Source organism: Bradyrhizobium yuanmingense, assembly GCF_900094575.1.
Lineage (GTDB): Bacteria > Pseudomonadota > Alphaproteobacteria > Rhizobiales > Xanthobacteraceae > Bradyrhizobium > Bradyrhizobium yuanmingense.
The window spans coordinates 218,347-244,056 of the sequence record NZ_FMAE01000008.1; the positions used below are offsets into that span (position 1 = coordinate 218,347).

Genomic DNA, 25,710 nt, shown 5'->3' on the forward strand with positions numbered 1-25,710 from the left:
TACGGTAGCCAGCATTCCCCTAGGGCTGCCGAGATGCCGACGCCGGTCACCCCCATCGCTCCCGTCAACGCTGCCAGCCGCCCGGCTGATGCGGCGACGCCGGATCTCGTGCTGCAAGCCGGCAGTGTCGTCGATGCCAGGGTGGTCAGCGTGCTCGCCGACAATCTGGTGCGGATCGCGATCGCCAACCTGGCGATGGACGTGATGTCGGAGGTGGCGCTGACGCCGGGGCAGAATCTCCAGCTCGCGGTCTCGCAGAGCAACGGCACCATTCGCCTTGCAGTCATGGCCGGGGCGGGCGAGGCGGCGGGAGATCAGGTCACGCTGACCCCGCGCGCGGCCTCGCTGGTGGACAGCCCGCCGCTGGCGCCGTCGGTGGCGACGGCACGGAACACCCTCACTCCGTCCGAGCAGGTCGCCGTCCAAACGGCCTCTGCCGGGGCCGTGACCAAACAGGGCAGCCAGGCGCCGCTGTTTGCCAACCTGGCCTCCGTCGTGACGAGCAGCAATCTGCCCGCCGGGCTGAAGCAGGCGGTGCTCGACGTGCTGGCGCAGCAGACGCCGCTCAACACCGCCCTCGACGGCGGTGATATCGAATCCGCCTTCCAGAAATCCGGATTGTTTCTCGAGTCGTCATTGGCCGCAGGCACGACACCGTCCTCCGGCGCGATCCCGGACTTGAAGGCCGCACTGCTGGTGTTGCGCCAGACCCTGGCATCGACCTCCGGCGCGGCGCAGGCAACTGCGTCAGCTGTGCCGTTGCCGGCGAGTGCTGCGGCCACGACGCAGACCGCAGCCTCCGCGCTGGCGGGCGAAACGGCCCAAGCGGCGTCGCCGGAACTCGCTCAACCGGCGCAAGCGTCGCGCGGCGCGCTCGCTGTCGCCGTGCTGGCCCATGCGGCGGGGAACAATCCGCAAGCCTTGGTGTCGCGCACCATGTCCGGGGGCCTTGCCGCGAGCTTGCTGCAGGAGGTCACCGAAAACCTGCCGCGCCTGACCGGCAACGTGCCGGGCTCCAACAAGTCCGTGCCGGACGCCCATATCTTCGAGGCGGCCGCACACCCGACACCTCCACCGGTCCGCGGTGCGCTGCCGGCGCCTCAGTCCATCGCCGCGCCGTCGCTCGCACCGGATACGCCGCTGGCTGCGACCGTGCATCGTCTGCTCGATGACACCGATGCCGCGATCGCGCGGCAGACGCTGTTGCAAATTGCCTCGCTTCCCGATCGCACCGACGCCAGCGGCCACCGCATCGATCCGGCCGTGCCGCAGTGGAATTTCGAGATTCCGTTCGCGACCCCGCAAGGTACCGCGATGGCGCAGTTCGAGATCTCGCGCGACGGCGGCAATGAGTCGGACGATCCCGCCAAGCGCGCCTGGCGCGCGCGCTTCTCGCTCGATGTCGAGCCGGCCGGACCCGTGCATGCGCTGATCACGCTGAACGGCGACAAGACCTTCGTTCGGATGTGGGCGGAGCGGCCGGTCACGGCGCAGCAGCTCCGCGCCGGCATCGGTGAGCTCAGCCAGGCATTGACGAAGGCCGAGCTCAAGCCCGGCGATATCGTGGTCCGCGACGGCACGCCGCCGGCTCCGGCGCCCGCTCGCGCCGGCCACTTCCTGGATCGCGCCACATGAGCAATCCCTCCAAGCTCGCGATCGCGCTGCATTACGAGAAGGGATCTGGCGCGCCCGTCGTCGTCGCCAAGGGCAAGGGCACGATCGGCGAGAAGATCGTCGAGATCGCCAAGGCCCACGACATTCCGATCGAGGAGAACGAGGTTCTGGCCGGCGCGCTGTCGAAGGTCGAGCTCGGCGACGAGATCCCGCCAGATCTCTACAAGGCCGTCGCCGAGGTGCTGGTGTTCGTGCTGCGGCTGTCGGGCCGGGGGCGGTAAACACAACCTGTCATCGTTTCAACACTTAGCGGCTGCATGGTCGCGCTGGTTTTCGCTGCTCACGGATATCGCTTTTGCTGACCCGCCGTTCCACCCTCGGCCTCCTCGCCGCAACCGCGATCCTGCCTCGACGCGCGCGCGCCCATGTCGCGCCGCCGCGCAATGAAATCCGCGACGCTCTTGCAAAGCGCTTCACCGACCTCGGCACGTCGGGCACCTTCGTCGGCTACAAGGTCGAGGACTATCTGATCGTCGCCAGCGACAAGGAGCGCTCGGGCGAGGGCAAGTTGCCGGCCTCGACCTTCAAGATTCCCAACTCGCTGATTGCGCTCGAGGCCGGTGTCGTCACTGACCCCGACAAGGACGTGTTTGCCTGGGACGGCGTCAAGCGCCCGATCGAGGCCTGGAACAAGGATCACACGCTGCGCAGCGCGATCGCGGTGAGCGCGGTGCCGGTCTATCAGGAGATCGCGCGCCGCATCGGCGAGGCGCGCATGCAGCAATATGTCGACGCGTTCGACTACGGCAATCGCGACATCGGCGGCGGCATCGACCAGTTCTGGCTCACCGGGGCCTTGCGCATCGATCCGGTCGAGCAGGTCGATTTCGTCGACCGGCTGCGCCGCCGCGCGCTGCCGATCTCAAAGCGCAGCCAGGATCTCGTTGCCGATATCCTGCCGGCGACGAAGGTCGGCGACGCCGTCATCCGCGCCAAATCCGGTCTCCTGGGCGCCGAGCGCGGCGAGCCGTCGCTCGGCTGGATGGTCGGCTGGGCCGAGAAGGGCGAGGCACATACCGTGTTCGCGCTCAACATGGATTGCAAAGAGCCACGGCACATCGAGGCTCGCATGACGCTGATGCAAGCCTGCCTTGCCGAGATCGGCGCGATCTAGCGCGACCGTGTGGTTGATGGAGAAGCAACCCGATCCCACACGGTCAGCTTAAGCGCGCGGTTGCAGATCAGCCGGCACCTGAACCTCGGTCGTCGCAATCAGGCGCCAATCGGCGAGCGCGGCCAAACGGTGGGGCTCGGCCTCACGCCGGTAATCGGAGCTCAAGACGATCGCTCGAAAGGTCGCGAAGTCAGGGTAACGGACGATTGCGGCGTCGTGCCAGGCTTCGCCTTGCGCGGCCACCAGCAGAGCTCCGACAGATCCAAGCCAAGTTGGCCTGACCCCTTGCGGAGTCGCGATCTTGCGAAATGCGGGGACATAGCGCGTAAAATAGGCTTCGCGGCCGCAACAGGCCGGAAGCTCGGACTTGTCCCGGTACAAGGCCTCATTCCGATAACGGAGAAGATTGATCATGAAGATAGGTTGATCTCCGGGCAGGCTCGAGCCTGCCATCGCGAGTGATGCATTATCGATATCGACGAACATTGTTCTCTCCGGTCGTGGGTTCTTGCTGCGCTGATATCGCTTTCGAACGCCCGGCCTTGTAGTGGTTTCGGTGTCACCGCTATGATGACGTCATGGCAACACCACGCAGCCATCGGCAACTCCTCGGCAATTCTGAGCGCCAACCCGGCGGTCCAGCTCGAGCTGAAAGTCGACGATTTCGGGGACGGAGTTCAGGCGTTGTCGGGTTTTGCCGTGAGCGCCCGGTCAATCGCAAAGCCGCCGATCTCGCTCATGGCCTGCGAGATCGGATCGCCGCGCCGGGCAAAGCCGCTGGAGAGATAATCGAACTGCGTCCGCGCCAGCCGCAGCACCTCGATCGGCACCGAGACCGCGGTTTCGTTGAAGCTGTCGACGGAGGCGCGCAAGCTGTCCAGCTCCGTCGTGAGCTTGCCAATATGCTGCTCGGCATGCTGCATCAGCGCGAGCAGCTTGCCGCGCTCGGCATCGAAGGCGGCGCGCTCGGCTGCGGTCGCGGCGGTGAGCTCGGCGAGCTGTGCCCGCAGCGCCGCGATCTGGCCGACCATGGCGTCGGAGGCGAGTTCGGCGGACTCGCGCAGCTCGGCGTTCCGCGTGCTCTCTTCCTGCGCCTGATGATAGAGCCGCTCGGCCGACATCGCCCGCTGGCCGAGCTGTTCGATCATGCTGGCTGCGCGCAGCAGCATCTCGCCGTTCCGCCCCGACACCATGCCGGCCATGCGGCGCAGGAAGTCGATCGTTTCGGACGCTGGGTTCGGCGGCAAGGGGACGACCGTCGCGGACATCTCGGTGATGCCAGTAGGTAGACGCTGGAGCCAGGGCAGATGATCACCGCCGTACCGACTGGGCTCACGCAACATTCGGCGCCTGATCTGACTCGGAGCAAGCCTGAATCGGTCGGCCCGGTCAACCTGCCGGGCTGCCAAATGTGAGGTCAGGAATCCTTCTGCCGCCCAATCCGCCCCAGGTGGGTGAAGCCGAACCCGGCGGAATATTTCAGGCCGTAGCCGAGCGCCCGGTCGATGCCGATATGGGCAAGCCAGATCAAGGCGATGGAGAGGATGAGGGGCGAGGCGAGGGCGAAGCCCAGCGTCAGCAGCGCCACCGGCACCAAGTAGCTGTGGGCGGCGTTGTAGACCATCGCGCCGAACCTGGCGTCGGACAGGTAGGCCAGGAAGCTCAGATCGGGTACGAAGAACAGCAGCGCAAACACCAGCCACGACCCGTCCCAGGCCGCATAGAGCGTCACCATCCCTGCAAACAGGGTGAGGCCCTCCAGCCGCAGCAGGATGTTGACGCCGCCTGTCGCAGCGCCCGTCTCGGCCGTTCCTTCGCTCACGCTCGCCTCCTGGGCAAAACTTTGTAATTCCTTGCGCTTTCCCGCTGCGGCAGGGCAGCCCTGCGACGGCGAAAGCGGCTTTCCGGGCCGCAAAATGCCGTGTTAGAACCCGCCCATCACTTAAGAACTGGCGGGAGCAAATGAAACACATCCTGGACGCCCTTGAAGATCGTCGTGCCGGCGCAAAGCTCGGCGGCGGGGAGAAGCGCATCGAGGCGCAGCACGCCCGCGGCAAGCTGACGGCCCGCGAGCGCATCGAGCTTCTGCTCGACAAGGGATCGTTCGAGGAGTTCGACATGTTCGTCGAGCACCGCTCCACCGAGTTCGGCATGGAGAAGACCAAGGTGCCGGGCGACGGCGTCGTCACCGGCTGGGGCACCGTCAACGGTCGCAAGACTTTTGTCTTTGCCAAAGACTTTACGGTGTTCGGCGGCTCGTTGTCCGAAACGCACGCGCTGAAAATTACAAAACTCCAGGACATGGCGATGAAGGCGAGGGCGCCCATCATTGGCCTGTATGACGCCGGCGGCGCCCGCATCCAGGAAGGCGTCGCTGCGCTCGCCGGCTATTCCTACGTGTTCCGCCGCAATGTGCTTGCCTCGGGCGTGATCCCGCAGATCTCCGTCATCATGGGCCCCTGCGCCGGCGGCGACGTCTATTCGCCTGCCATGACCGACTTCATCTTCATGGTGAAGAACACCAGTTACATGTTCGTCACCGGTCCCGACGTGGTGAAGACCGTGACCAACGAGGTCGTGACGGCCGAGGAGCTCGGCGGCGCCTCGGTGCACGCCACGCGCTCCTCAATCGCCGACGGCGCCTTCGAGAACGACGTCGAGACCCTCTTGCAGATGCGTCGCCTGATCGACTTCCTGCCCTCCAACAACACCGACGGCGTGCCGGAATGGCCGAGCTTCGATGACATCGAGCGGGTCGACATGTCGCTCGACACGCTGATCCCCGACAATCCGAACAAGCCCTATGACATGAAGGAGCTGATCCTGAAGGTCGTGGACGAGGGCGACTTCTTCGAGATCGCGGAAGCCTTCGCCAAGAACATCGTCACCGGCTTTGGTCGCATTGCCGGGCGCACGGTCGGCTTCGTCGCCAACCAGCCGATGGTGCTGGCCGGCGTGCTCGACAGCGACGCATCGCGCAAGGCGGCACGCTTCGTCCGCTTCTGCGACGCCTTCAACATCCCGATCGTCACCTTCGTCGACGTGCCGGGCTTCCTGCCCGGCACCGCGCAGGAATATGGCGGCCTGATCAAGCACGGCGCGAAGCTCCTGTTCGCCTATTCGCAGTGCACCGTGCCGCTCGTCACCATCATCACCCGCAAGGCCTATGGCGGCGCCTTCGACGTCATGGCCTCCAAGGAGATCGGCGCCGACATGAACTACGCGTGGCCGACCGCCCAGATCGCGGTGATGGGCGCCAAGGGCGCGGTCGAGATCATCTTCCGCTCAGACATCGGCGACCCCGACAAGATCGCCGCCCGCACCAAGGAATACGAAGACCGCTTCCTGTCGCCCTTCATCGCCGCCGAGCGCGGCTATATCGACGACGTCATCATGCCGCACTCGACCCGCAAGCGCATCGCGCGGGCGCTGGCGATGCTGAAGGACAAAAAGACGGAAATGCCGGCGAAGAAGCACGACAATTTGCCGTTGTAATAGGAGGTAGCCCGGATGAGCGCAGCGAAATCCGGGTCTTTGCCGAGGTCCCGCATGTCGCTTTGCTCATGCGGGCGACAGGCTCCTTCTGATTTGGCACGCTCGATCCAATGACCGAAGACGATCCGACCGATGAAATCTCCGATATCGAAGATCGGATCGAAGAGCTCGCCGAGATCGCTGAGCGGTGCCGCAAGTACATCCTGGCGTCCAAGATCGCGATCGGTGGCGGGGCGGCGCTGCTGCTGGTGACGATCCTCGGTCTGTTCGGATTTGGTCAGACTGCCGCGCTCGGATCGATTGCGCTGGTGCTCGGCGGGATCGTCTCGCTCGGCTCGAATGTCTCGACGTTGCGGCAGACGGACGAGGCCATCAGTGCTGCGGAGGCGCGGCGTGCGGCGTTGATCGGCAGCATTGACCTCAGGGTCGTTGCCGATGCGCCGCTGAAGCTGGTGTGAGGTGTAGGGTGGATTAGCGAAGCGTAATCCACCAAGGTGTGCGTCATCGGATGGAGAAGTGGCGGATTACGCTATCGCTAATCCGCCCTACGCATCAGACGCCTCCAGCGCCAGCAAGCCTCACGCGGCCTGCTTGACTGTCAGCTCCGACAATTCGGCGCGGCATTCGGCGGCGTAGGCCTGGAGCCGGTCGGCGGTCTGCCGGTCGAGCATGGCCTTGGCCAACCGCTCGGCGCGGGCGATCTGTCGCTTGAGATATTCGATGCGGACCATGGGTCACCTGTCGAATTGAATCGTTCCGATGCCGGCGACTCTATGCCAAGCACAGCATCGATTATGTGAGGTGCATCACGCCCCGCGCGCCTTATCCGCCGCGGCGAAATGCGCCAGCTGGTCGGCGTGGGCCTTGGCGAACGCCGGACGTCCGGTGGCGCGCGCGACGTAAGCGCGGCAGGCAGGACTATCCGTCAGCCCGTTGAAACCATCGACGACGCGCAGCACGTCCGCCATCAGGATGTCGGCGACGGAGAAGGAGCCCGCCAACCATTCGCGGCTGGCCAGCACCGCCTCGAGATGCTTGAGCCGAAGCTTGAGGAAGTCGTCCACGAATTTCCATGCTGCCGTGTCGGTCGGATGTCCCATGAATTTGGACATGCCCCAGGGCAGGCTGGCCATCTCCACCGAATTGAGCGCCGCGAACACCCACTCCGCCGCTTCAGTGCGGCCGCGCTGGTCCTTTGGCATCAGCCTCTCGCTGAGGCCGCCGAGATGCAGCAGGATCGCGCCGGTCTCGAAGATCGAGAGGTCGCCGTCGGTCAGCCACGGAACCTGGCCGAACGGCTGGTGGGCGAAGTGCGCGGGCCCGCGGTCGTCGAATGGCACGCTGGCGACGCGATAGGGCAAGGCGGCTTCTTCCAGCGCCCAGCGCACGCGGAAGTCACGCACGAAGCCTCGCGGCGCTGCGGGAACCCAATCGAAGGTGGTCAGGGTGAGGTCGGCCATTTGCTGTCTCCGTGTGCCGGTTCAACGCAAAGGACGAACGAAGGGCGCCCATTCCGACACCGGCGGCGACTCCTTTTGTCGCCGGCGGCTTAACCGGCTAGGCTCGCCCCAAACAACAGGAGGAAATCCGATGCCAGCAGCCTTCTTCGTCGTTCGCGCCGTCGTGTCCGACGCCGAAAAGCGCGCTGCGTTCGACCGGTGGTACGAGACGGAACACCTGCCCGACGCAGTGAAGGTCTTCGGCGTGAGCAAGGCGTGGCGGTTCTGGAGTCTCGACGATCCCTCGCTGCACCAGGCGATGTATCAGTTCGACGACGAGGCCAAGCTGAACGCGATGCTGAAAGGCGACGCGCTGAAAAAGCTCGTCGCCGATTTCAACCGCGACTGGCCCGACGTGAAGCGCTCGCGCGAGACGCTGGTGCTGGCGCAGGAGTTCGCGACGTAGCGAGGTTCTGTAACCCGGACGGAGTTACGAATTCTTCATCTCGGCTCGCATGAATCTGAACGCCGGCTTCAGCTTCGGTTCATGGCGTTGCAGCGACATTCCTTCTGCATCACGTGCACGATGATCCAAGAAGGAAGAAACGATGGAGCGCCGGAACTTTTTGAAACTTGCCTTGGGATTGACGGCGGGCGCCGCTGCCTTCGCCGCGACCGCGGCACAGGCCGCGCCGCTGTCACCGCAGCCGCTCGCTGATCCCACTCACGCGCCGCAAGGCAATCCCGACGCGCATCCCGCTGTCACGACCAGTGAGGAAGCTGCGCAACTCGCTCCTGAGCAGGTTCACTGGCGTGGGCGTGGCCGCCACTGGGGCTGGCACCGCCGTCATTGGCGCCGGCATCGCCGGCGCTGGCGCCGCCGCCATTATTGGTAAGCTCGCGACCATTCGCGGACTCAACGGGGATCGCCGCTGGCGGTCCCCGTTTCGATTCTGGAGACGCCCGGCTCCGTGGGCGAAAGTCAGAGCGCCAAAAGAAAATGGCCGCAGCGGATGCCGCGCGGCCATTCTGGAGTGCGGAGAAGATCAGTAAGGACGGCAGCGGCCGGCGTACCAGCGGAAGCCGTAAGGGCAGACGCGCGCGCGGGGCACCACGACGACCGGTGGGGCGACCACCACGGGGGCGGGGCGCACGACGACCGCGCCACGCATCGGGCGGCACTGACCATAGGGGCCGCGATAAAACCCTCGGCCGCAGCCCTCGGCGGCGCTGGCCGCCTCGCTGAAACCGACGACGGCCGCGCTGGCGAGCATGACGGCGGCTAACAGGTATTTCATTTTTGATCTTCCTTCTCGTCCTGGGGGCAGGCTTAGGGGGATGGCGCTTGTGGCGCACAATGAATCAACAGACACGATTCGACACGTTAAAATTGGAGAAACGTGCCGGCACGTTGCGATCCAAACCTGCCAATCATGACCTGAATGCGGCATGAACGTTCCCCGCATCTGGTCCCGGACGACACGCTGGTGTCGCTAGCGGCCGAGAAAGCCCAGCACCAGTTCCTTGTACGTCTCCGGCGCCTCCAGGAACACGAGATGGCCGGTGTCGGGGATCACCTCGGCCCGCGCGTTCGGCATCTTCGCGGCGAGCTGCTTCGCAAGCTCTGCGTTCTGCCCCATCTTGGCCCGCAGCGCCTCCGGCGCGAGCGGCCGGCCCGGCGCGTTGTGGTCGTCCGCGCCCATGATGAACAGAGTCGGTGTCGCGATCAGCGGGATCTCGTGCGCCACCGGTTCACGATAGATCATCTGGCCGGAAGAGACGAAAGCGCCCAGCCAGCGCGGATAGTCCGGGCTGCCCTTGATATTGAAGCGGGCCTCGATGAACGGCGTGATCGCCTCGGCCGGCAGCTTGATTGCGTAATTGGTCTGGAGCTGCTTGCGATAGCCGTCGGCGGTGAGCTTGTCCTCGGTCTCGATCATCTTCTCGGTCGGCGTCGGCGGCACGTAGAGGCGGTAGTCCTCGAGCCCGATCGGCGCGGTCAGCACCAGATGGACGAGGCGGTCGGGATAGGCCCGGGCGATGCGCACGCCGAGCATGCCGCCGAGCGAATGCGCGACGATCTCGGCCTTGTCGATTTTGAGGTGATCGAGCAGCGCAATGGTGTTGCGCGCCAGATTGTCGAAATGCAGCTCGCCCGCCGGCTTGGAAGACTTGCCGAAACCGACCTGGTCCGGCACCACGACACGAAAGCCGGCCTCGCTCAGCATCTTGATCACGGGCGCCCAATAGCTCGACGGAAAATTGCGCCCGTGCAGCAGCACGACGGTGCGGCCGTTCGGCCGTGCCGCGGCGACATCCATATAGGCCATGCTGAGCTGCTCGCCGTCGTTGACGACGGGGAGCAAGTGCACGGGGTAAGGATAGGCAAAGCCTTCGAGCGCGATGCCATAGGGCTCGCGGGGCGTGGCATCGGCGGCGTAGGTCGATGTGAGTTGGAAAGTAAGAAGGGCGGCGGCGAGCGCGGCCAGGAAGATGCGGTTCATCACAGTCTCCGTCATGCCCGGGCTTGTCCAGGGCATCCACGTGCCAGCCGCAATAAAGACGTGGATGGCCGGGTCAAGCCCGGCCATGACGAGAGTGCACATTCACACGCAAACGTGCGATCTCACAGGGCTTGTGTGATCATTCCTTCCCATTCGCGAACAGCGCAGCGAACTGCTTCTCGCCGGTACGGGTGAAATTCACGATACGGCTGCCGGGCGTGGGATCGCGCGCGGCCCACTTCAACTCGGCGAACCGTTGCATCATGGCCGCGCCCAACGTGCCGGCGAGATGGTGCCGCCGCTCGCTCCAGTCGAGGCAGGCCTTGCAGACCGGGCGGCGCGGATGGCTGAGCATGTCGGGCGAGATCTGCAGGTGCTTCACAAGAAAGCGCTCGCCCTCGGCGGTCAGCTCGATCTCCTGCTTCTTCTGCCTGACCAGATGCCGCTCGCGCAAGGAGTCCAGCATCTGCACGCCGAGATCGCCGGCGAGATGGTCGTAGCAAATCCGCGCGCGCCGCAGCGCAGGGTCCTTCGGCCCGGTGCGCACGCGCATATGGCCGGTCCGCGCGGCAAGGCCGGCGAGCCCCTCGAGCACGCCGGCGACGTCGTCGTCGGTGAGGCGGTAGTAGCGGTGGCGGCCCTGTTTCTCCGGCTCGATCAGGCCGCCGGCCTCGAGCTTCGACAGATGCGAGCTTGCGGTCTGCGGCGTGATGCCTGCCTCCTGCGCCAGCTCGCTCGCGGTGAGCGCGCGGCCGTTCATCAGCGCCGTGAGCATGTTGGCGCGGGCGGGGTCGCCAACCAGCGAGGCGACCATGGCGATGTCGGGTCCTGATTTCATGCTTCGATGGTAACCGAAGCGTTGCAGTCGGGCAAGCGCGTAGCGTGTCACCAAGTCGCCATTGCGAGCGTAGCGAAGCAATCCAGACTGCGTCCGCGGAGGGACTCCTGGATTGCTTCGCTACGCTCGCAATGACGGCGAAAACAAAGGAGCCCATTATGTCCGTCACCGTCTTCATCCGCTATCAGCTCGATCCCTTCAAGCGCGCGCAGTTCGAGGAATATTCGAAGCGCTGGCTCACCATCATCCCCAGATGTGGCGGCGAGTTGATTGGCTACTTCATGCCACATGAGGGCACCAACAACATTGCGTCGGCCCTGATCTCGTTCGAGAGCTTGGCCGCCTATGAAGCCTATCGCAAACGGCTGCGCGCCGATCTCGACGGTATGGCAAACTTCAACTTTGCCGAGGCGGAGAAATTCATCCTCGCCGAAGAACGCACCTTCCTGCGCAAGGTGGTATTGTAGGCCGACCAACAGCAGGAGACGCCCATGATCGCCGTGATCTTCGAGGTCTGGCCCAAGCCGGAACACCGCCAGACCTATTTCGACCTTGCAGCCGATCTGAAGCCGTTGCTGCAGACCATCGACGGCTTCATCTCGGTCGAGCGCTTCGAGAGCCTGACGGAGAAGGGCAAGATCCTGTCGGTATCGTTCTGGCGGGACGAAGCGGCCGTCCAGGCCTGGCGCAACACGATGGAGCACCGCCGCACCCAGGCCAGGGGCAGGGCGCAGATCTTCGCCGATTATCACTTACGCATCGCCAGCGTCATCCGCGACTACGGCATGAACGACCGCGACGAGGCGCCGAAGGACAGCCGCGCCGTGCATGACGCGCACTAGCGGACTCGAAAACGCAGCCTTATCTCTGCGCGGCTAACAAGGGAGAGAAACATGCACGTGACGACCGCTGACAAGCGCGCGACGTTCAGGAAAATGCACGAGAGCGGCTGCTTCATCCTGCCCAATCCGGTCGATGTCGGCAGCGCGAAAGCCTTGCAGCATCTCGGTTTCAAGGCGATCGCGTCATCGAGCGCCGGCTTTGCCTGGACCATTGGCAAGGCCGACAATCACGTTACCGTCGAGGACGTCTGTCAGCATCTGGCAGCATTGAGCTCGGCTGTCGACATCCCCGTGAACGCCGATTTCGAGGGTGGCTTTGCGGTCGAGCCCGATAAGGTCGCGGACAATGTCGAGCGCGGTGTGCGCACCGGCGTTGCGGGCCTCTCGATCGAGGATTCCACCGGCGACAAGGACAAGCCGCTCTACGATCGCGCGCTGGCCGTCGAGCGCATCAAGGCCTCGCGCAAGGCGATCGGCGACAGCGGCACGCTGCTGGTCGGCCGCTGCGAGGCCTATCTGTGGGGCGTGACCGATCTCAAGCTCGTCATCGACCGGCTCACCGCCTATGCCGATGCTGGCGCCGACTGCCTCTATGCGCCGGGTCTGAAGAGCCGCGAGGACATCGCCGCGGTGGTCAAGGCGGTCGCACCGAAGCCGTTCAATCTTCTGATCGGCGGCTCCGGCCTGTCGCTGCAGGAAGCCCAGGATTTCGGCGTGCGCCGCATCAGCGTCGGCGGCTCGCTCGCCCGCGCCGCCTGGGGCGGCTTCATGCGCGCGGCCAAGGAGATGGCGGAGAAGGGGACCTTCACCGAGCTCGGCGGCGGCTATCCCGGCGGCGAGCTCAACAAGATGTTCGGGTAGGCAAACGAAAGCGGCGGGATGTTGCATCCCGCCGCTCTCGCGCATCATTACGAAATGTTACTTCGCGCCGTCGGACGGAGCTGGCGTATTCGGGGCCGGCCTGTTCGGCGCTGCACCCGTGGTCACGCCCGGCTCGGTGTTGCTGCGCGGCGTCACGTCACGCATGCCGGGAGGTGCGGCCGGATTGGTCGGCTGCGTCTGCGCAGTCTGCGAGGCCGGTGTGTTGCTGGCCTCGTTGGTGGTGCTGGAATTGTTCAAGCCGTAGAACACTGCGCCCAGCACCAGGGCGACAGCGACCGCAAACAGCGCGATCTTGCCGCTGGAGGCGGGGCCTTCCCCGAGCTCGGGATCGGCCTGCAGGTCGGCATCCCGGCGCGCCGCGCGAGAGTACTCATCGTCGGCGAGGTTCGGGCGGTACGGATCGTTGGGAAAACGGTCGTCTGCCATCGATTTGGTCTCCTCGGTTATGACCCCGGGACAACCCTCAGGTGCGAGATTCTGTTCCGCCGCCTTGGTGCTTTCGTCGCATGTTGCCTCGGTGTGGGGAATCGGGAACCTGTTCCATGGGAAACCCACGCCTGAGTTCGAGGGCCATGGAGGAGGGAACACGCGATGTGGAGCCTGCCGCCTACCGATAGCGTGCTGCATTTCCTGTCCTTGGCCGCGGTGGCGGCGCAGGGCATGACGGCTGCGCTCGCTGCCGGACGCCGCAGCATGGATTGGCTGGGCGTCTGCTTCCTCGGCTGCATCACCGCGCTCGGCGGCGGCACGTTGCGCGATCTCTTCCTCGGACATTATCCGCTGGCCTGGGTGCAGAACCCGATCTATCTCGCGCTCGCCGGCGGCGCCGCCTTCCTCACCATCCTGTTTGCGCGCCTCGTGCACCGGCTGAAGGTCGCCTTCATCGTGCTCGATGCCATCGGTCTCGTCGTCTTCACCATGGCCGGCTGCGACGTAGCCTGGCAGATGGATGCTTCGCTGCCGATCGTCATCGTCTCGGGCATGGTGACGGGCTGCGCCGGCGGCGTGCTGCGCGACGTGCTCTGCAACGACGTGCCGCTGCTGTTTCGATCCGAGCTCTATGCCAGCGTCTCGGTGGTGACGGGGTTGTTCTATGCGACCGCGTTCGGTTTCAAGCTCAACGCGGAGCTCTGGACCATCCTGACCTTCGTCCTCGGCATCAGCTTCCGCCTGCTTGCGGTGCGCTACAAATGGGAGATGCCGAAATTCGTGTTCACGGGGGATGAAGAGCGGTGAGCGCTGTCGCGCGCGAATGGCGAATAGCGAATGGTTCTGGGCCATTCGCCACTCGCTATTGCCCATTCGCCTCTCGCTTCCTTGCCTTCGCCACCTGTGCCGGTGTCACCAGCGGGCCGGCATTGCCCCAGGAATTGCGGATGTAGTTCGTCACCGCGGCGATCTCGGCGTCGGACAGCTGCTCGGCGTAGGCTGGCATCTCGCCGGTGTTCGGCGCGCGCGGCGTCGTCACAGTGTGGGCACCGTCGAGGATGATGCGCAAGGTCGAGGACGGATTGATCGATTGCAGCAGCGCATTGCCCGGCAGCGGCGGGTAGATGCGCGGGCTGCCTGTGCCGTCGGCCTCGTGGCAGGCGATGCAGAGCTTTGCGTAGACCGCCTGGCCGGCCTTCATCTCGGCAGCGTCCGGCGGCGTTACGATCGTCTCGCGCCGGGCCGGCGGCAGGCTCTTCAGATAGATCGCGATCGCGCGCACGTCGGCATCGCTCATCTTCGAGGTCGAGTTGACGACGACCTCCGCCATCGGCCCGCCGGCGTGGCTTTTGGCATTGCGCCCGCTTTGCAGGTACTCCGTGATATCGGCCTCGCTCCAGGATTTCAGCCCGGTGCGCGGGGCGCCGTCGAGCCGCGGTGCGAACCAGCCGCCGACCGCGTTGCCGGACAGCGCCTGCGCATCCCGGTCGGCGCCGAAATAATTCTTGGGCGTGTGGCAGGCGCCGCAATGGCCGAGCCCGGTGACCAGGTAGCCGCCTCTGTTCCAGGCCGCGCTCTTGGTCTGGTCCGGCTCGAACAGGCCGGGCTTGAAATACATCGTGTTCCAAAGCCGCATCAGGCCGCGATAGCCGAATGGCCAGCGCAGCTCCGGCGGCTTGTTGCGGCTGGTGACGGGCGCCAGCGTGGCGAGATAGGCGCGGATCGCCAGCGTGTCGTCCTTCGTCGTCTTCGTGAAGTAGGGGTAGGGAAACGCCGGGTAATAATTCGAGCCGTCAGGCGCGATGCCGGTGCGCAAGGCGCGGGTGAAATCGGCATCCGTCCAGCCGCCGATGCCAGTGTCACGGTCCGGCGTCAGGTTCGGCGCATAGATCGCGCCAAAGGGCGTGTCGATGCGCTTGCCACCCGCGAACGGTTTGGCCGGATCGGCAGTGTGGCAGCCCGCGCAGTCGCCGGCCTCGACCAGCGCCTTGCCATAGGCGATCAGCTCGGGCGATGGTCCGGCGGCGCCGGCCGCGCTTGTGACCGTACTTGCAACCGCACTGCACAACGCCAGGCCCACAAGCGCCAGGCCCGTCAGAATCGTCCGCATCGACAGCCTCCCCTGCGACCCATCGACCCTACCTGCGTGAAGGGAAGCGTCGATTCATTTCGCAACGATGGGGGTATGGTGACACAAACTGAAAATCGCCAACGTGTTTCAGGCCACGAAATTGCGATTTTTACCCGAGGCCTCCTTTGGTCCAGAATTGTGATGCGGAGCATGAAATATCCGACATAGAGTGGCGGAGGTGGTCGGCGCGCCCTAGCTAAAACCAATGGGCAGGCAACGACTTAAGTCAGCAAGACCTGAACAGGGCGCAAGCGAGGACAGCATGGGCATCAACCAGGGTCCGATCAGTCTCGATCAAAAGTACACCCAGCAGACCGGACACGTCTTCACCACGGGCATCCAGGCCCTGGTCCGCTTGCCGATGGCCCAGATCCGGCGCGACCGCGCCAACGGCCTCAACACCGCGGGCTTCATCTCCGGTTATCGCGGCTCGCCGCTCGGCGGCTACGACCAGCAGCTCTTCGCCGCGCGCAAGCATCTCGAGCAGTACAATATCAAGTTCCAACCCGGCGTGAACGAGGACCTCGCCGCGACCGCGGTATGGGGCTCGCAGCAGCTCAACCTCTCGCCCGGCGCCAAATACGACGGCGTGGTCGGCATCTGGTACGGCAAGGGCCCGGGCGTCGACCGCTGCGGCGACGTGTTCCGTCACGGCAATGCCGCGGGCTCGGCCAAGAACGGCGGCGTGCTGTGCCTTGCCGGCGACGACCACGGCGCAAAATCCTCCACCGTCCCGCATCAGTCCGACCATGCCTTCATGTCGGCGCTGATGCCGTATCTCTATCCCTCGAGCATCCACGAGATGATCGAGATGGGCCTGCTCGGCATCGCGATGTCGCGCTATTCCGGCTGCTGGGTCGGCATGAAGGTGATCACGGAGACGGTCGAGACCACCGCCGAGATCGACCTCACCGACGAGATGAAGCCGTTCATCATTCCCACCGATTTCGAGCTGCCACCCGGCGGCCTCAACCTGCGCTGGCCCGACGACCGCTTCGAGCAGGACCGGCGCCTGCAGGACTACAAGGGCTTTGCCGCCATCGCCTTTGCCCGCGCCAATAAGGTCAACCGCGTCACCATGGATTCGCCGACCGCCCGTTTCGGCATCATGGCCTCTGGCAAGAGCTACGAGGACGTTCGTCAGGCGCTGCGCGAGCTCGGCATCACCGAGGAGGTCGCCGCCAAAATCGGCCTTCGTCTCTACAAGATCGGCATGCCCTGGCCGCTCGAGCCCGAAGGCGTGCATGAATTCGCCGTCGGCCTGGAGGAGATCTTCATCGTCGAGGAGCGGCGCGAGATCGTCGAGAACCAGGTCAAGCAGGTGTTGTTCAACTGGCGCGACGATGTGCGCCCGCGCATCGTCGGCAAGATGGACGAGCACGACAAGCGCTTCCTGACCTTCGCCGCCGAGCTCAGCGTCGCCTCGCTCGCGACCTCGCTGACCGAACGCCTGCTTCGACTTGATCTCAACCCCGAAATCGCGGAGATGCTCCGCGCCAAGGCCGACTGGTTCAACGGCCGCCAGGCGACCCAGATGCAGGCGGTCGCCCCTGTCTCCCGAACCCCGTATTTTTGCTCCGGCTGCCCCCACAACACGTCGACGAAAGTCCCCGAAGGCAGCCGCGCGCTTGCCGGCATCGGCTGCCACTTCATGGCGCTGTGGATGGACCGCTCGACCGAGACGTTCACGCATATGGGCGGCGAGGGCGTGCCCTGGGTCGGCATCGCGCCCTTCACCAACGAGAACCACATCTTCGCCAATCTCGGCGACGGCACCTACTTCCACTCCGGCATTCTCGCCATCCGCCAGGCGATCGCCTCCAAGGCCAACATCACCTACAAGATCCTCTACAACGATGCGGTAGCCATGACCGGCGGCCAGCGTCATGACGGCGATCTCTCGCCGCAGCAGATCACCCAGCAGCTGTACGCCGAAGGCATCCGCGAGCTCTATCTGGTCTCGGAAAACCCCGACGCTTATCCCGCCGATACCATCGCGCCCGGCGTGAAGAAGTATCACCGCGACGAGCTCGACAACGTCATGAAGATGTGCCGCGAGTTCAAGGGCACCTCGGCGATCGTGTTCGTGCAGACCTGCGCCGCCGAGAAGCGCCGTCGCCGCAAGCGCGGCCTGATGGAGGACCCGGCGCGCCGCGTCATGATCAATCCGGCCGTCTGCGAAGGCTGCGGCGATTGCTCGGTGCAGTCGAACTGCATCTCGGTCGAGCCGCTGGAGACCGAGTTCGGCCGCAAGCGCGCTATCAACCAGTCATCCTGCAACAAGGACTATTCCTGCCTGAAAGGATTCTGTCCGTCCTTCGTCACCATCGACGGCGGCGCGCCGCGCCACCGCGCGCCAGCCGAGCTCGCTGAGATCGGCGCGCTGCCCGAGCCGGCCTCGCGTCCGACGCTCGACAAGCCCTATAACATCGCCGTCGGCGGCGTCGGCGGCACCGGCGTGCTCACCATCGGCGCGCTGCTCGGCATGGCCGCCCACATCGAGGGCAAGGCCTCGATGATCCTGGATATGTCGGGCCTCGCGCAAAAGGGCGGGGCGGTGCTCAGCCATGTGCGGCTATCAGATCATCCGGCCGAGGTGACCTGCTCGCGCATCGTCACCGGCACGGCCGATCTCGTGCTCGCCGCCGACGAAGTCGTCGCAGTCGCCAAGGACACGATCACCCTTTGTGACACCAGCCGCACCCACGGCATCATCAACAGCCACGTCATTCCCACCGCCGATTTCATCCTCAATCGCGATTTCAATTTCCAGACCCGCAAGCTGAACGGGCTCCTGGAAACGGCGCTGCACAAGGATTCGGTGTTCTTCGACTTCACCAAGCCTGCCGAGCAGCTGCTCGGCGATGCCATCGCCACCAACATGATGATGATGGGCTATGCCTATCAGAAGGGTTTGTTGCCGCTCTCCGCGGAAGCGATCGAGCAGGCGATCGAGGTCAATGGCGTCTCGATCAAGATGAACAAGGAAGCCTTCCGCCTCGGCCGCCTCGCAGTCGCCGACCCCAAGCGCCTTGCGGATATGCTGAAGGGCGGGGACGAAGTGGCCGCGCCGAAGGCGCTCGATGCCATGACGCTCGACGAGGTCATCGAGCACCGTGCCAAGCATCTGACCGCCTACCAGAACGCTCGTCTCGCCAAGCGCTATCGCAAGCTGGTCGACCAGGTCCGCGATGCCGCCGCGAAGGGCGGCTATGGCGATGCGCTGCCGCGCGCGGTTGCCGTGAATTATGCAAAGCTCCTCGCCTACAAGGACGAGTACGAAGTGGCGCGCCTCTACACCGACGGCGCCTTCGAGCAGCAGCTCCGCGACCAGTTCGAGGGCGACTTCAAGTTCAACTTCAATCTCGCGCCGCCGATCCTCAGCAGCGGTGTCGATGCGCTGGGGCGCCCGAAGAAGCGCGCCTTCGGCCCGTGGATGCTGAAGGTCTTCCGCGTGCTGGCCAAGTTCAAGTTCCTGCGCGGCACGCCGTTCGACATCTTCGGCCGCAGCGCCGACCGCAAGCTCGAGCGCGACCTGATCGCCGGCTACGAGAAGGACGTCGCAAGGGTGCTCGGCCTGTTGTCGCCGCTCACGATCGACACCGCGGTCGAGCTGCTCTCACTGCCCGACCGCATCCGCGGCTACGGCCCCGTGAAGGAGAAGGCCGTACACGACGCCAAGGCCCGCTACGCCCAGCTCGCCGCGGATTTGGCCAACCCGCCGCCGGCGCCCCGGCAGATCGCGGCGGAGTAGGCGTAGTAGCCCGGATGGAGCGCAGCGTAATCCGGGACGAGTGCCTCCGCGGGTGACGGCCCCGGATTGCGCTGCGCTCCATCCGGGCTACGACACCATCCGTTGCGTTGCCCGCCGGGCAAAACACCCAAGCCATGGTCAATCCGCGCGCGCAAAAACATTCCGCTTTACCGAAATTCGGAATTATCGTATCTCTCCGCCACCTCATCCCTCTCAGAGGGGCGTATCGCGATCGTCACGAAACGCGGGGTGAGCGGCGGTGGACGCGGGCTGCGTCGCGCGAGGCTTTCGCGCGCACGACGGGCGCGGTCTCGCGTACGGCAAAATCGTGTGGTCCTGACGCCCGGGGTCTGTGCGTCAAGTCGTGCGGGTCTCTCTCGCAAGGCGACGGGGGCAATAGTGCATCGCTCCCCGGGGAGAGCGCGACATAAGCCGTAGAGCCACTGCGCAGGGAAGGCCGGATGTTGGGCTCCACCTGTATGCCGCTGTGCATCTGTTTTTCGCGCAATTCGCGCACAGCGGACCGTGGGTGCCCAGCCGGCACCCGGTCTTCCCTGCGCCCTCTGTCTTCGGAGGGAGCAAGACGGGAGCAAAACTCGGGCGAGATGTGCCGCGAGGATGCGGGCGTGTGTCTGCGAGCGAGTCTTGAGTTGAAGCAGCGCCATCAGTGGCAACAAACTCCGTCATTGCGAGCGTAGCGAAGCAAATCCAGAATTCCTCAATGGAGGGGCTCTGGATTGCTTCGTCGCAAGGGCTCCTCGCAATGACGACGCGGCGGGCAGGTTCGCTTGCTATCTGGGGCGGATTTTCGGATGTGCTCCCCTTGCGCCAATCCGCTACCCTCTCGCGGGGCGGAATATTTCCGCGCTTGCCAATCAGCCCGGTGCGGTTCAGAAAAAAGAGCCAAAAAAAGAGCCACGAACGAGACGCGAGCGGAGACTGAAGTTTTGACCATCAAGGGCAAGGCCTACATTGCCGGGATCTACGAACACCCGACCCGGCATGCGCCGGACAAATCCACCGCCCAGCTCCACGCCGAGGTCGCCAAGGGCGCGATCGAGGATGCCGGGATCAGCAAGGATGATATCGACGGCTATTTCTGTGCGGGCGACGCGCCCGGCGGCGCCTGGCCGATGGTCGATTATCTCGGCCTGAACACCAAGAAGCTTCGCCACATTGATTCCACCGAGACCGGTGGCTGCTCCTACATCATCCATCTCGGCCATGCCGCCGAGGCGATCGCCGCGGGCAAATGCTCGATCGCGCTCGTGACGCTCGCCGGCAAGCCGCGCACCGGCGCGATGCCGCCGCGCGCTTCCGGCGCCGAGGTCGATTTCGAAACCGCTTACGGGGCGACCACGCACAATGCCTATGGCATGTGTGCCATGCGCCACATGCACGACTATGGCACCACCTCCGAGCAGCTCGCCTGGATCAAGGTCGCGGCCTCGCATCACGCGCAGTACAATCCGTATGCGATGCTCAAGGACGTGGTCACTGTCGAGGACGTCCTGAACTCGCCGATGATCTCCGATCCCCTGCATCGCATGGATTGCTGCGTCGTCTCCGACGGCGGCGGCGCGCTGATCGTGACGACGCCGGAGATTGCCAAGAGCCTGAAGAAGCCGCTGGTGCGCCTGATCGGCCATGGCGAGGCGATGAAGGGCCCGCGCGGCGGCAAAGATCTCGACCTCACTTACTCCGCCGGCGTCTGGTCCGGTCCGCGTGCGTTCGAGGAAGCCGGCATCACGCCGAAGGACATCAAATACGCCTCGATCTATGACAGCTTCACCATCACCGTGCTGATGCAGCTCGAAGACCTCGGTTTCTGCAAGAAGGGCGAGGGCGGCAAGTTCGTCGCCGACGGCAACCTGATCTCGGGCGTCGGCAAGCTGCCGTTCAACACCGATGGTGGCGGCCTCTGCAGCAACCACCCCGTCAACCGCGGCGGCATGACCAAGATCCTCGAAGCCGTCAGGCAGCTGCGCGGCGAGGCGCATCCGAAGGTGCAGGTCAAGAACTGCGATCTCGCCATCGCCCACGGCACCGGCGGCCTGCTCGGCGTCCGCCACGCCGCCTCGACCGCCATTCTGGAGCGCGTGTGATGAGCGAAGTGAAAAAGTATCCGGCCCCGGTGACGAATCCCGAGACTTCAGCGTTCTGGGACGCGGCGAAAGAGGGCAAGTTCATGATCAAGCGCTGCACCGCCTGCGGCGAAGCGCATTACTTCCCGCGCTCGATCTGCCCGTTCTGCTACTCCGACAAGACGGTGTGGGAACAGGCCTCTGGCGAGGGCACGATCTACACCTACAGTTTGATGCGGAAATCGCCGACCGGTCCTTACGCCATCGGCTACGTCACGCTGAAGGAGGGGCCATCGGTGCAGACCAATTTCGTCGACTGCGATCTGGAGAAGCTCAAGATCGGTCAGAAGGTGAAGGTGGTGTTCAAGCCGACCGACGGCGCCCCGCTGCCGTTCTTCACGGTGGCTTGATTGCTTTCTTCCTTCCCCCTTGCGGGGGAAGGTGGCGCGAAGCGCCGGATGAGGGGTTCTCTCCACGGAGAGAATCTTCAACGTGGAAGCAACCCCTCACCCAAACGCGTATGTGGCCGGCACCTCGGAGCCCTCTCCCGCAAGGGGAGAGGGCGCATCAGTAAGCGCCGGTGAAATCCCGGGAGAAACCAGAAGAATGTCCGCCAGATACGAAGAGCTCAAAGGCCTGAAAAATCTCGGCCAGAAATACGCCTACACCGATCGCGAGGTGATGCTCTACGCCTACGGCATCGGCCTCGGCGCCGATCCCATGGACGAGAACGAGCTCGCCTTCGTCAACGAGGGCACGTTCACGCCGCGGCCGCTGAAGGTGGTGCCGACCTTTGCTTCAGTCGCGGCCTGGGGCTCGGGCCCGGGCGAGATGAATCTCAACCGCGTCATGGTGGTCGACGGCGAACGGGACATCACCTTCCACCAGCCGCTGCCGGTCGCCGCCAACATCACCGCCGACTCCTCGGTGCTCGAAGTCTACGACAAGGGCAAGGACAAGGGCGTGGTCATCGTTCACCAGACCGTGCTGAAGAACGAGAAGGGCGAGAAGCTGGCAACGCTGGTCGCCTCGCGCTTTGCCCGCGGCGATGGCGGCTTCGGCGGGCCGAACCTGACCCAGCCCGATCCGCACAAGATCCCATCGCGCGAGCCGGACAAGACCATCGACATCACCACGCGCCCCGACCAGGCGCTGGTCTATCGCCTCTGCGGCGACCGCAACCCGCTGCACTCCGATCCCGAGTTCGCCAAGAAAGCCGGCTTCCCGCGTCCGATCCTGCACGGCATGTGCACCTACGGCATCACCTGCCGCGGCGTGCTCCAGACCTATGCCGACTACGATGCGAGCGCCTTCCGTCAGCACGTCGCGCGGTTCTCCTCGCCGGTCTATCCCGGCGAGACCGTGACCATGGACCTCTGGAAGGACGGCAACGTGATCTCGTTCGAAGCCAAGGTGAAGTCGCGCGGGGTGACGGTGATCAAGAACGGCAAGACGGTGCTGGGTTAGTGGGCACCGGCGTTTCACTCCCTCGCCCCGCTTGCGGGGAGAGGGTGGGGTGAGGGGCTCTCACCACGAGTCGGGACGGTATTGAGACCTGTACCCCCTCACCCGATCGCTACGCGATCGACCTCTCCCCGCAAGCGGGGAGAGGTGGAAGAAAAACAAACAGGGAGACGCCACCATGGGACTACTCGACGGCAAGGTCGCGCTGATCACCGGCGCGGGCGGCGGGCTCGGTGAGGCCTACGCAAAGCTGTTCGCGCGGGAAGGGGCCTCGGTCGTCGTCAACGACCTCGGCGGTCCCCGCGACGGCTCCGGCGCCGACGTGTCCATGGCGCAGCAGGTGGTGGATGCGATCAAGGCCGAGGGCGGCAAGGCGGTCGCCAACGGCGCCGACATCTCCACCATGGAGGGCGGCCAATCGGTGTTCGACGACGCCATCAAGCACTTTGGCCGCGCCGACATCCTGGTCAACAATGCCGGCATTTTGCGCGACCAGACCTTTCACAAGGCCAGCGAGGCCGACTGGGACAAGGTCATCAAGGTCCATCTGAAGGGCACCTTTTGTTGCACCATGCCGGTGTTTCGCTGGATGCGGGAAAACGGCGGCGGCGTCATCGTCAACACCTCCTCGACATCAGGGCTGATCGGCAATTTCGGCCAGACCAATTACGGCGCGGCCAAGGGCGGCATCTGGGGCCTGTCCAACGTGCTCGCGATCGAGGGCCGCAAGTACAACATCCGGATCTGGACGCTGGCCCCGGGCGCCCTGACCCGCATGACCGCAGACCTGCCCCGCTATAAGGAGAACCCCGGCGCCGCACTCGGGCCGGACGGCATCGCGCCGGCCGTGCTATACATGGTCAGCGATTTGTCGGGCGACCAGACCGGCAAGGTGCTGGGCGTGTCCGGGCCCCGCGGCGTGCGCGAGATGCGGATGATGGAAATGGAAGGCTGGAAGCCGCCGCACTCGGGCTGGAACGCCCAGGACATTGTCGATCATGCCAAGGAGATCTTCTTCTCCGAGGAGCAGATCAAGATGGGGGCACGGCGGTTTTAGAAGGCCGTCATCTCGGGGCACGCGAAGCGTGAGCCCGGGATCCATACTCCGGATCGTGGTTATGGATTCCGGGCTCGCGACTGCGTCGCGCCCCGGAATGACAGATTAGAGAAAGACGAGGACCGATGAAACTCACCGCCGACGCCAAGGGCACCTTCGCAATCGCGCCGACGCCGTTCCACGACGACGGCCGGATCGACGAGCGCTCGATCGACCGCCTGACCGATTTCTACGAGGAGGTCGGCTGCGACGGCGTCACGGTGCTGGGCATTCTTGGTGAAGCCCCCAAGCTCGACGCCGTCGAGGCCGAGCAGGTCGCGGTGCGCTACGTCAAGCGCGCCAAGAAGATGCAGGTGATCGTCGGCGTCTCCGCGCCGGGCTTTGCCACCATGCGTTCGCTGGCCAAGGCTTCGATGGATGCGGGCGCGGCCGGCGTCATGATCGCGCCGCCGCCCTCGCTTCGCACCGACGACCAGATCATCGGCTATTTCAAGCAGGCGGCGGAAGCCATCGGCCCTGATGTGCCCTGGGTGCTGCAGGACTATCCGCTGACCTTGCAGGTGGTGTTCACCCCCGCCGTGATCCGCAAGATCGTCATGGACAATCCGAACTGCGTGATGCTCAAGCACGAGGACTGGCCGGGCCTGGAGAAGATCTCGACACTACGCGGCTTCCAGAAGGACGGCTCGCTCCGTCCGCTCTCGATTCTCTGCGGCAATGGCGGCACCTTCCTGGACTTCGAGATGGAGCGCGGCGCCGACGGCGCCATGACCGGCTATGCCTTCCCGGAGCTCCTGATCGACGTCGTGAACCTCTCCAAGGCCGGCAAGCGCGACGCGGCACATGACATCTTCGACGCGCATCTGCCGCTGATCCGCTACGAGCAGCAGCCCGGCGTCGGCCTCACCGTGCGCAAATACGTGCTGCAGAAGCGTGGTATTATCGCTTCCAGCGCGCAGCGCAAGCCCGGTGCGACGATGACGGCGACGGCGAAGGCCGAGGTCGACTATCTCTTGTCGCGGGTCGCCCGTTTCGACAAGCGCGCCAATCTCGGCCCGCAATCCAGCGCCGCAGGCTAGTTGCATGGCCGAGACATCAGCATCACGCCCGGCCTCGACGATCCTCCTGCTGCGCGACGGCACTAAGGAAATCGAAGTCTTCATGATGGTCCGCCATCATCAGATCGAGTTCAACTCGGGCGCGCTGGTGTTTCCCGGTGGCAGCGTCGATGCCGGCGACAACGAGATCGTCGCCCGCGCCGACCTCTATTCGGGCGGCGAAAGCCTCAGCGAAGCGGACCGCGGCTTCCGGATCGCCGCGATCCGCGAGACCTTCGAGGAGAGCGGCATCCTGCTGGCGCGATCGAGGCAGACTGGCCTGGCGGTCGATGCCAACCGCGCCGGCGAGATCGCTGACGCGCACCGCGTTGCCCTCAACGAGCACAAGATCAGCTTCCTGAAGATCCTCGACGACAATGGCCTCCAGCTCGCGCTCGACACGCTGGTGCCTTACGCACACTGGATCACGCCGGAGGGCATGCCGAAGCGCTTCGATACCTGGTTCTTCCTCGCGGCCGCGCCGCCCGACCAGCTCGGCGCCCACGACGGGCGGGAGTCCACCGATTCGATCTGGCTGTCAGCGCGCGAGGCGGTGGAGGGCGGCGAAAGCGGCCGCTTCAAGCTGCCGTTCCCGACCACGCGCAATCTGATCCGGCTCGCCAAGCAGGGAAGCGTGAGCGCGGCGCTGGAGCACGCCCGCGGACTCTCGATCGTTACGGTGATGCCGGTGATGACCAAAACCGAAACCGGCCGTCAGCTCCGCATCCCCCGCGAGGCCGGCTATGACGGCGAGGTGTTCGACGTCGGCCCCGTCGGCTAGCACACTTCGACAGGCGGCGAAGTATCGATGAATCCCGGCGCGCGGGGCAGCCAGCGTCAAACTGTCGTAAAGCTGAAGCGGGCGGCAAGTCCCGATATTAACGATATTCCGCGTCCCGAGGCATG

General features: G+C 64.9%; 28 protein-coding genes. 18 read left to right on the top strand and 10 right to left on the bottom strand.

Features of this window, described 5'->3' with window-relative positions; all coding sequences use genetic code 11:
- Nucleotides 1-33: 33 nt before the first annotated feature.
- From fliK to blaOXA, 3 genes are all read left to right on the top strand, one after another.
- Nucleotides 34-1,635 carry a flagellar hook-length control protein FliK gene (gene fliK, locus GA0061099_RS28530; RefSeq protein WP_036027571.1) on the top strand — a complete coding sequence of 534 codons (1,602 nt, stop codon included), beginning with the start codon at nt 34-36 and terminating at the stop codon, nt 1,633-1,635.
- The gene (locus tag GA0061099_RS28535) at nt 1,632-1,895 is read left to right on the top strand and encodes an EscU/YscU/HrcU family type III secretion system export apparatus switch protein (protein ID WP_036027569.1); all 264 of its coding nucleotides are present in this window, start codon (nt 1,632-1,634) and stop codon (nt 1,893-1,895) included. The genes fliK and GA0061099_RS28535 overlap by 4 nt, the downstream gene beginning before the upstream one ends.
- A 74-nt stretch (nt 1,896-1,969) precedes the next feature.
- Nucleotides 1,970-2,788: a class D beta-lactamase gene (gene blaOXA, locus GA0061099_RS28540; RefSeq protein ID WP_074448157.1), complete on the top strand. Its 819-nt coding sequence runs from the start codon at nt 1,970-1,972 to the stop codon at nt 2,786-2,788.
- A 48-nt stretch (nt 2,789-2,836) separates the two neighbouring features.
- On the opposite strand, the gene GA0061099_RS28545 is transcribed toward blaOXA, so the two are convergent.
- The 3 genes from GA0061099_RS28545 to GA0061099_RS28555 all read right to left on the bottom strand — a co-directional run bounded on the left by GA0061099_RS28545 (nt 2,837) and on the right by GA0061099_RS28555 (nt 4,610).
- Complete coding sequence (locus tag GA0061099_RS28545) at nt 2,837-3,274, bottom strand: DUF1330 domain-containing protein (RefSeq protein ID WP_036027565.1); 438 nt, start codon at nt 3,272-3,274, stop codon at nt 2,837-2,839.
- 191 nt (nt 3,275-3,465) lie between these two features.
- A complete protein-coding gene (locus tag GA0061099_RS28550) occupies nt 3,466-4,056 on the bottom strand; it encodes a hypothetical protein (protein ID WP_036027564.1) in 591 nt (196 codons plus the stop codon).
- Nucleotides 4,057-4,205: 149 nt separating this feature from the next.
- A complete protein-coding gene (locus GA0061099_RS28555; RefSeq protein WP_036027562.1) occupies nt 4,206-4,610 on the bottom strand; it encodes a DUF4260 domain-containing protein in 405 nt (134 codons plus the stop codon).
- A 140-nt stretch (nt 4,611-4,750) separates the two neighbouring features.
- On the opposite strand from GA0061099_RS28555, the gene GA0061099_RS28560 reads away from it, so the two are divergent.
- The gene (locus GA0061099_RS28560; protein ID WP_025036964.1) at nt 4,751-6,283 is read left to right on the top strand and encodes an acyl-CoA carboxylase subunit beta; all 1,533 of its coding nucleotides are present in this window, start codon (nt 4,751-4,753) and stop codon (nt 6,281-6,283) included.
- A gap of 110 nt (nt 6,284-6,393) precedes the next feature.
- Nucleotides 6,394-6,741: a hypothetical protein gene (locus GA0061099_RS28565; protein WP_036027561.1), complete on the top strand. Its 348-nt coding sequence runs from the start codon at nt 6,394-6,396 to the stop codon at nt 6,739-6,741.
- A gap of 120 nt (nt 6,742-6,861) precedes the next feature.
- Here GA0061099_RS28565 and GA0061099_RS41425 read toward each other — a convergent pair whose 3' ends face one another.
- Nucleotides 6,862-7,014, bottom strand: coding sequence for a hypothetical protein (locus tag GA0061099_RS41425; protein ID WP_167361682.1), 153 nt, complete (start codon nt 7,012-7,014; stop codon nt 6,862-6,864).
- A 75-nt stretch (nt 7,015-7,089) separates the two neighbouring features.
- On the bottom strand, nt 7,090-7,743 hold the full coding sequence (locus GA0061099_RS28570) for a glutathione S-transferase family protein (RefSeq protein WP_036027559.1): 654 nt from the start codon (nt 7,741-7,743) through the stop codon (nt 7,090-7,092).
- Between the two features lie 130 nt (nt 7,744-7,873).
- Between GA0061099_RS28570 and GA0061099_RS28575 the strand changes: the two genes are divergently transcribed.
- Together GA0061099_RS28575 and GA0061099_RS28580 are read left to right on the top strand one after the other, a co-directional pair.
- Nucleotides 7,874-8,188: a hypothetical protein gene (locus GA0061099_RS28575; RefSeq protein ID WP_036027558.1), complete on the top strand. Its 315-nt coding sequence runs from the start codon at nt 7,874-7,876 to the stop codon at nt 8,186-8,188.
- Nucleotides 8,189-8,330: 142 nt separating this feature from the next.
- A complete protein-coding gene (locus GA0061099_RS28580; RefSeq protein WP_074448158.1) occupies nt 8,331-8,618 on the top strand; it encodes a twin-arginine translocation signal domain-containing protein in 288 nt (95 codons plus the stop codon).
- A 150-nt stretch (nt 8,619-8,768) separates the two neighbouring features.
- Here the strand turns inward: GA0061099_RS28580 and GA0061099_RS28585 are convergent, their stop codons facing one another.
- From GA0061099_RS28585 to GA0061099_RS28595, 3 genes are all read right to left on the bottom strand, one after another.
- Nucleotides 8,769-9,020, bottom strand: a complete 252-nt coding sequence (locus GA0061099_RS28585; RefSeq protein ID WP_036011098.1) for a GCG_CRPN prefix-to-repeats domain-containing protein — start codon at nt 9,018-9,020, stop codon at nt 8,769-8,771.
- A gap of 195 nt (nt 9,021-9,215) precedes the next feature.
- Nucleotides 9,216-10,226 (bottom strand): alpha/beta fold hydrolase, encoded by a 1,011-nt coding sequence (locus tag GA0061099_RS28590; RefSeq protein WP_036027583.1) that lies wholly within the window; start codon nt 10,224-10,226, stop codon nt 9,216-9,218.
- Nucleotides 10,227-10,365: 139 nt separating this feature from the next.
- Nucleotides 10,366-11,064, bottom strand: coding sequence for a winged helix-turn-helix domain-containing protein (locus tag GA0061099_RS28595; RefSeq protein WP_036027545.1), 699 nt, complete (start codon nt 11,062-11,064; stop codon nt 10,366-10,368).
- A gap of 158 nt (nt 11,065-11,222) precedes the next feature.
- Between GA0061099_RS28595 and GA0061099_RS28600 the strand changes: the two genes are divergently transcribed.
- From GA0061099_RS28600 to GA0061099_RS28610, 3 genes are read left to right on the top strand one after another with little or no spacing between them, the layout of a single operon-like run.
- Entirely contained in the window at nt 11,223-11,531 is a 309-nt protein-coding gene (locus tag GA0061099_RS28600; protein WP_036011128.1) for an NIPSNAP family protein, read from the top strand.
- 24 nt (nt 11,532-11,555) lie between these two features.
- Nucleotides 11,556-11,906, top strand: a complete 351-nt coding sequence (locus tag GA0061099_RS28605) for an antibiotic biosynthesis monooxygenase family protein (protein WP_036011104.1) — start codon at nt 11,556-11,558, stop codon at nt 11,904-11,906.
- Nucleotides 11,907-11,957: 51 nt separating this feature from the next.
- Nucleotides 11,958-12,767 carry an isocitrate lyase/PEP mutase family protein gene (locus tag GA0061099_RS28610; protein WP_036027544.1) on the top strand — a complete coding sequence of 270 codons (810 nt, stop codon included), beginning with the start codon at nt 11,958-11,960 and terminating at the stop codon, nt 12,765-12,767.
- Nucleotides 12,768-12,824: 57 nt separating this feature from the next.
- Here the strand turns inward: GA0061099_RS28610 and GA0061099_RS28615 are convergent, their stop codons facing one another.
- The gene (locus tag GA0061099_RS28615) at nt 12,825-13,214 is read right to left on the bottom strand and encodes a hypothetical protein (RefSeq protein WP_036011109.1); all 390 of its coding nucleotides are present in this window, start codon (nt 13,212-13,214) and stop codon (nt 12,825-12,827) included.
- Nucleotides 13,215-13,379: 165 nt separating this feature from the next.
- Here GA0061099_RS28615 and GA0061099_RS28620 point away from each other — a divergent pair, with 165 nt between their 5' ends.
- Nucleotides 13,380-14,024 (top strand): trimeric intracellular cation channel family protein, encoded by a 645-nt coding sequence (locus GA0061099_RS28620; protein WP_036027542.1) that lies wholly within the window; start codon nt 13,380-13,382, stop codon nt 14,022-14,024.
- A 55-nt stretch (nt 14,025-14,079) separates the two neighbouring features.
- Here the strand turns inward: GA0061099_RS28620 and GA0061099_RS28625 are convergent, their stop codons facing one another.
- Nucleotides 14,080-15,327: a c-type cytochrome gene (locus tag GA0061099_RS28625; RefSeq protein ID WP_036027541.1), complete on the bottom strand. Its 1,248-nt coding sequence runs from the start codon at nt 15,325-15,327 to the stop codon at nt 14,080-14,082.
- A 283-nt stretch (nt 15,328-15,610) separates the two neighbouring features.
- On the opposite strand from GA0061099_RS28625, the gene GA0061099_RS28630 reads away from it, so the two are divergent.
- From GA0061099_RS28630 to GA0061099_RS28660, 7 genes are all read left to right on the top strand, one after another.
- Nucleotides 15,611-19,102 (top strand): indolepyruvate ferredoxin oxidoreductase family protein, encoded by a 3,492-nt coding sequence (locus tag GA0061099_RS28630; protein WP_036027540.1) that lies wholly within the window; start codon nt 15,611-15,613, stop codon nt 19,100-19,102.
- Between the two features lie 947 nt (nt 19,103-20,049).
- Nucleotides 20,050-21,207, top strand: coding sequence for a thiolase domain-containing protein (locus tag GA0061099_RS28635; RefSeq protein ID WP_036027539.1), 1,158 nt, complete (start codon nt 20,050-20,052; stop codon nt 21,205-21,207).
- On the top strand, nt 21,207-21,596 hold the full coding sequence (locus tag GA0061099_RS28640; RefSeq protein WP_036011139.1) for a Zn-ribbon domain-containing OB-fold protein: 390 nt from the start codon (nt 21,207-21,209) through the stop codon (nt 21,594-21,596). The genes GA0061099_RS28635 and GA0061099_RS28640 overlap by 1 nt, the downstream gene beginning before the upstream one ends.
- A 196-nt stretch (nt 21,597-21,792) precedes the next feature.
- Nucleotides 21,793-22,653, top strand: coding sequence for a MaoC family dehydratase (locus tag GA0061099_RS28645; protein ID WP_036011141.1), 861 nt, complete (start codon nt 21,793-21,795; stop codon nt 22,651-22,653).
- A gap of 175 nt (nt 22,654-22,828) precedes the next feature.
- A complete protein-coding gene (locus GA0061099_RS28650; RefSeq protein ID WP_036027537.1) occupies nt 22,829-23,707 on the top strand; it encodes an SDR family oxidoreductase in 879 nt (292 codons plus the stop codon).
- 125 nt (nt 23,708-23,832) lie between these two features.
- The gene (locus GA0061099_RS28655; protein ID WP_036027535.1) at nt 23,833-24,786 is read left to right on the top strand and encodes a dihydrodipicolinate synthase family protein; all 954 of its coding nucleotides are present in this window, start codon (nt 23,833-23,835) and stop codon (nt 24,784-24,786) included.
- Between the two features lie 4 nt (nt 24,787-24,790).
- Complete coding sequence (locus tag GA0061099_RS28660; RefSeq protein WP_036027533.1) at nt 24,791-25,585, top strand: NUDIX hydrolase; 795 nt, start codon at nt 24,791-24,793, stop codon at nt 25,583-25,585.
- Nucleotides 25,586-25,710: the final 125 nt, after the last annotated feature.

Excerpts from the sequence above, each read along its gene's own strand:
- fliK (WP_036027571.1), top strand. The coding sequence starts at position 34 with ATGCCGACGCCGGTCACCCCCATCGCTCCCGTCAACGCTGCCAGCCGC.
- GA0061099_RS28535 (WP_036027569.1), top strand. The coding sequence starts at position 1,632 with ATGAGCAATCCCTCCAAGCTCGCGATCGCGCTGCATTACGAGAAGGGA.
- GA0061099_RS28545 (WP_036027565.1), bottom strand. The coding sequence starts at position 3,274 with ATGTTCGTCGATATCGATAATGCATCACTCGCGATGGCAGGCTCGAGC.
- GA0061099_RS28550 (WP_036027564.1), bottom strand. The coding sequence starts at position 4,056 with ATGTCCGCGACGGTCGTCCCCTTGCCGCCGAACCCAGCGTCCGAAACG.
- GA0061099_RS28560 (WP_025036964.1), top strand. The coding sequence starts at position 4,751 with ATGAAACACATCCTGGACGCCCTTGAAGATCGTCGTGCCGGCGCAAAG.
- GA0061099_RS28565 (WP_036027561.1), top strand. The coding sequence starts at position 6,394 with ATGACCGAAGACGATCCGACCGATGAAATCTCCGATATCGAAGATCGG.
- GA0061099_RS41425 (WP_167361682.1), bottom strand. The coding sequence starts at position 7,014 with ATGGTCCGCATCGAATATCTCAAGCGACAGATCGCCCGCGCCGAGCGG.
- GA0061099_RS28570 (WP_036027559.1), bottom strand. The coding sequence starts at position 7,743 with ATGGCCGACCTCACCCTGACCACCTTCGATTGGGTTCCCGCAGCGCCG.
- GA0061099_RS28575 (WP_036027558.1), top strand. The coding sequence starts at position 7,874 with ATGCCAGCAGCCTTCTTCGTCGTTCGCGCCGTCGTGTCCGACGCCGAA.
- GA0061099_RS28580 (WP_074448158.1), top strand. The coding sequence starts at position 8,331 with ATGGAGCGCCGGAACTTTTTGAAACTTGCCTTGGGATTGACGGCGGGC.
- GA0061099_RS28585 (WP_036011098.1), bottom strand. The coding sequence starts at position 9,020 with ATGAAATACCTGTTAGCCGCCGTCATGCTCGCCAGCGCGGCCGTCGTC.
- GA0061099_RS28590 (WP_036027583.1), bottom strand. The coding sequence starts at position 10,226 with ATGAACCGCATCTTCCTGGCCGCGCTCGCCGCCGCCCTTCTTACTTTC.
- GA0061099_RS28595 (WP_036027545.1), bottom strand. The coding sequence starts at position 11,064 with ATGAAATCAGGACCCGACATCGCCATGGTCGCCTCGCTGGTTGGCGAC.
- GA0061099_RS28600 (WP_036011128.1), top strand. The coding sequence starts at position 11,223 with ATGTCCGTCACCGTCTTCATCCGCTATCAGCTCGATCCCTTCAAGCGC.
- GA0061099_RS28605 (WP_036011104.1), top strand. The coding sequence starts at position 11,556 with ATGATCGCCGTGATCTTCGAGGTCTGGCCCAAGCCGGAACACCGCCAG.
- GA0061099_RS28610 (WP_036027544.1), top strand. The coding sequence starts at position 11,958 with ATGCACGTGACGACCGCTGACAAGCGCGCGACGTTCAGGAAAATGCAC.
- GA0061099_RS28615 (WP_036011109.1), bottom strand. The coding sequence starts at position 13,214 with ATGGCAGACGACCGTTTTCCCAACGATCCGTACCGCCCGAACCTCGCC.
- GA0061099_RS28620 (WP_036027542.1), top strand. The coding sequence starts at position 13,380 with ATGTGGAGCCTGCCGCCTACCGATAGCGTGCTGCATTTCCTGTCCTTG.
- GA0061099_RS28625 (WP_036027541.1), bottom strand. The coding sequence starts at position 15,327 with ATGCGGACGATTCTGACGGGCCTGGCGCTTGTGGGCCTGGCGTTGTGC.
- GA0061099_RS28630 (WP_036027540.1), top strand. The coding sequence starts at position 15,611 with ATGGGCATCAACCAGGGTCCGATCAGTCTCGATCAAAAGTACACCCAG.
- GA0061099_RS28640 (WP_036011139.1), top strand. The coding sequence starts at position 21,207 with ATGAGCGAAGTGAAAAAGTATCCGGCCCCGGTGACGAATCCCGAGACT.
- GA0061099_RS28645 (WP_036011141.1), top strand. The coding sequence starts at position 21,793 with ATGTCCGCCAGATACGAAGAGCTCAAAGGCCTGAAAAATCTCGGCCAG.
- GA0061099_RS28650 (WP_036027537.1), top strand. The coding sequence starts at position 22,829 with ATGGGACTACTCGACGGCAAGGTCGCGCTGATCACCGGCGCGGGCGGC.
- GA0061099_RS28655 (WP_036027535.1), top strand. The coding sequence starts at position 23,833 with ATGAAACTCACCGCCGACGCCAAGGGCACCTTCGCAATCGCGCCGACG.
- GA0061099_RS28660 (WP_036027533.1), top strand. The coding sequence starts at position 24,791 with ATGGCCGAGACATCAGCATCACGCCCGGCCTCGACGATCCTCCTGCTG.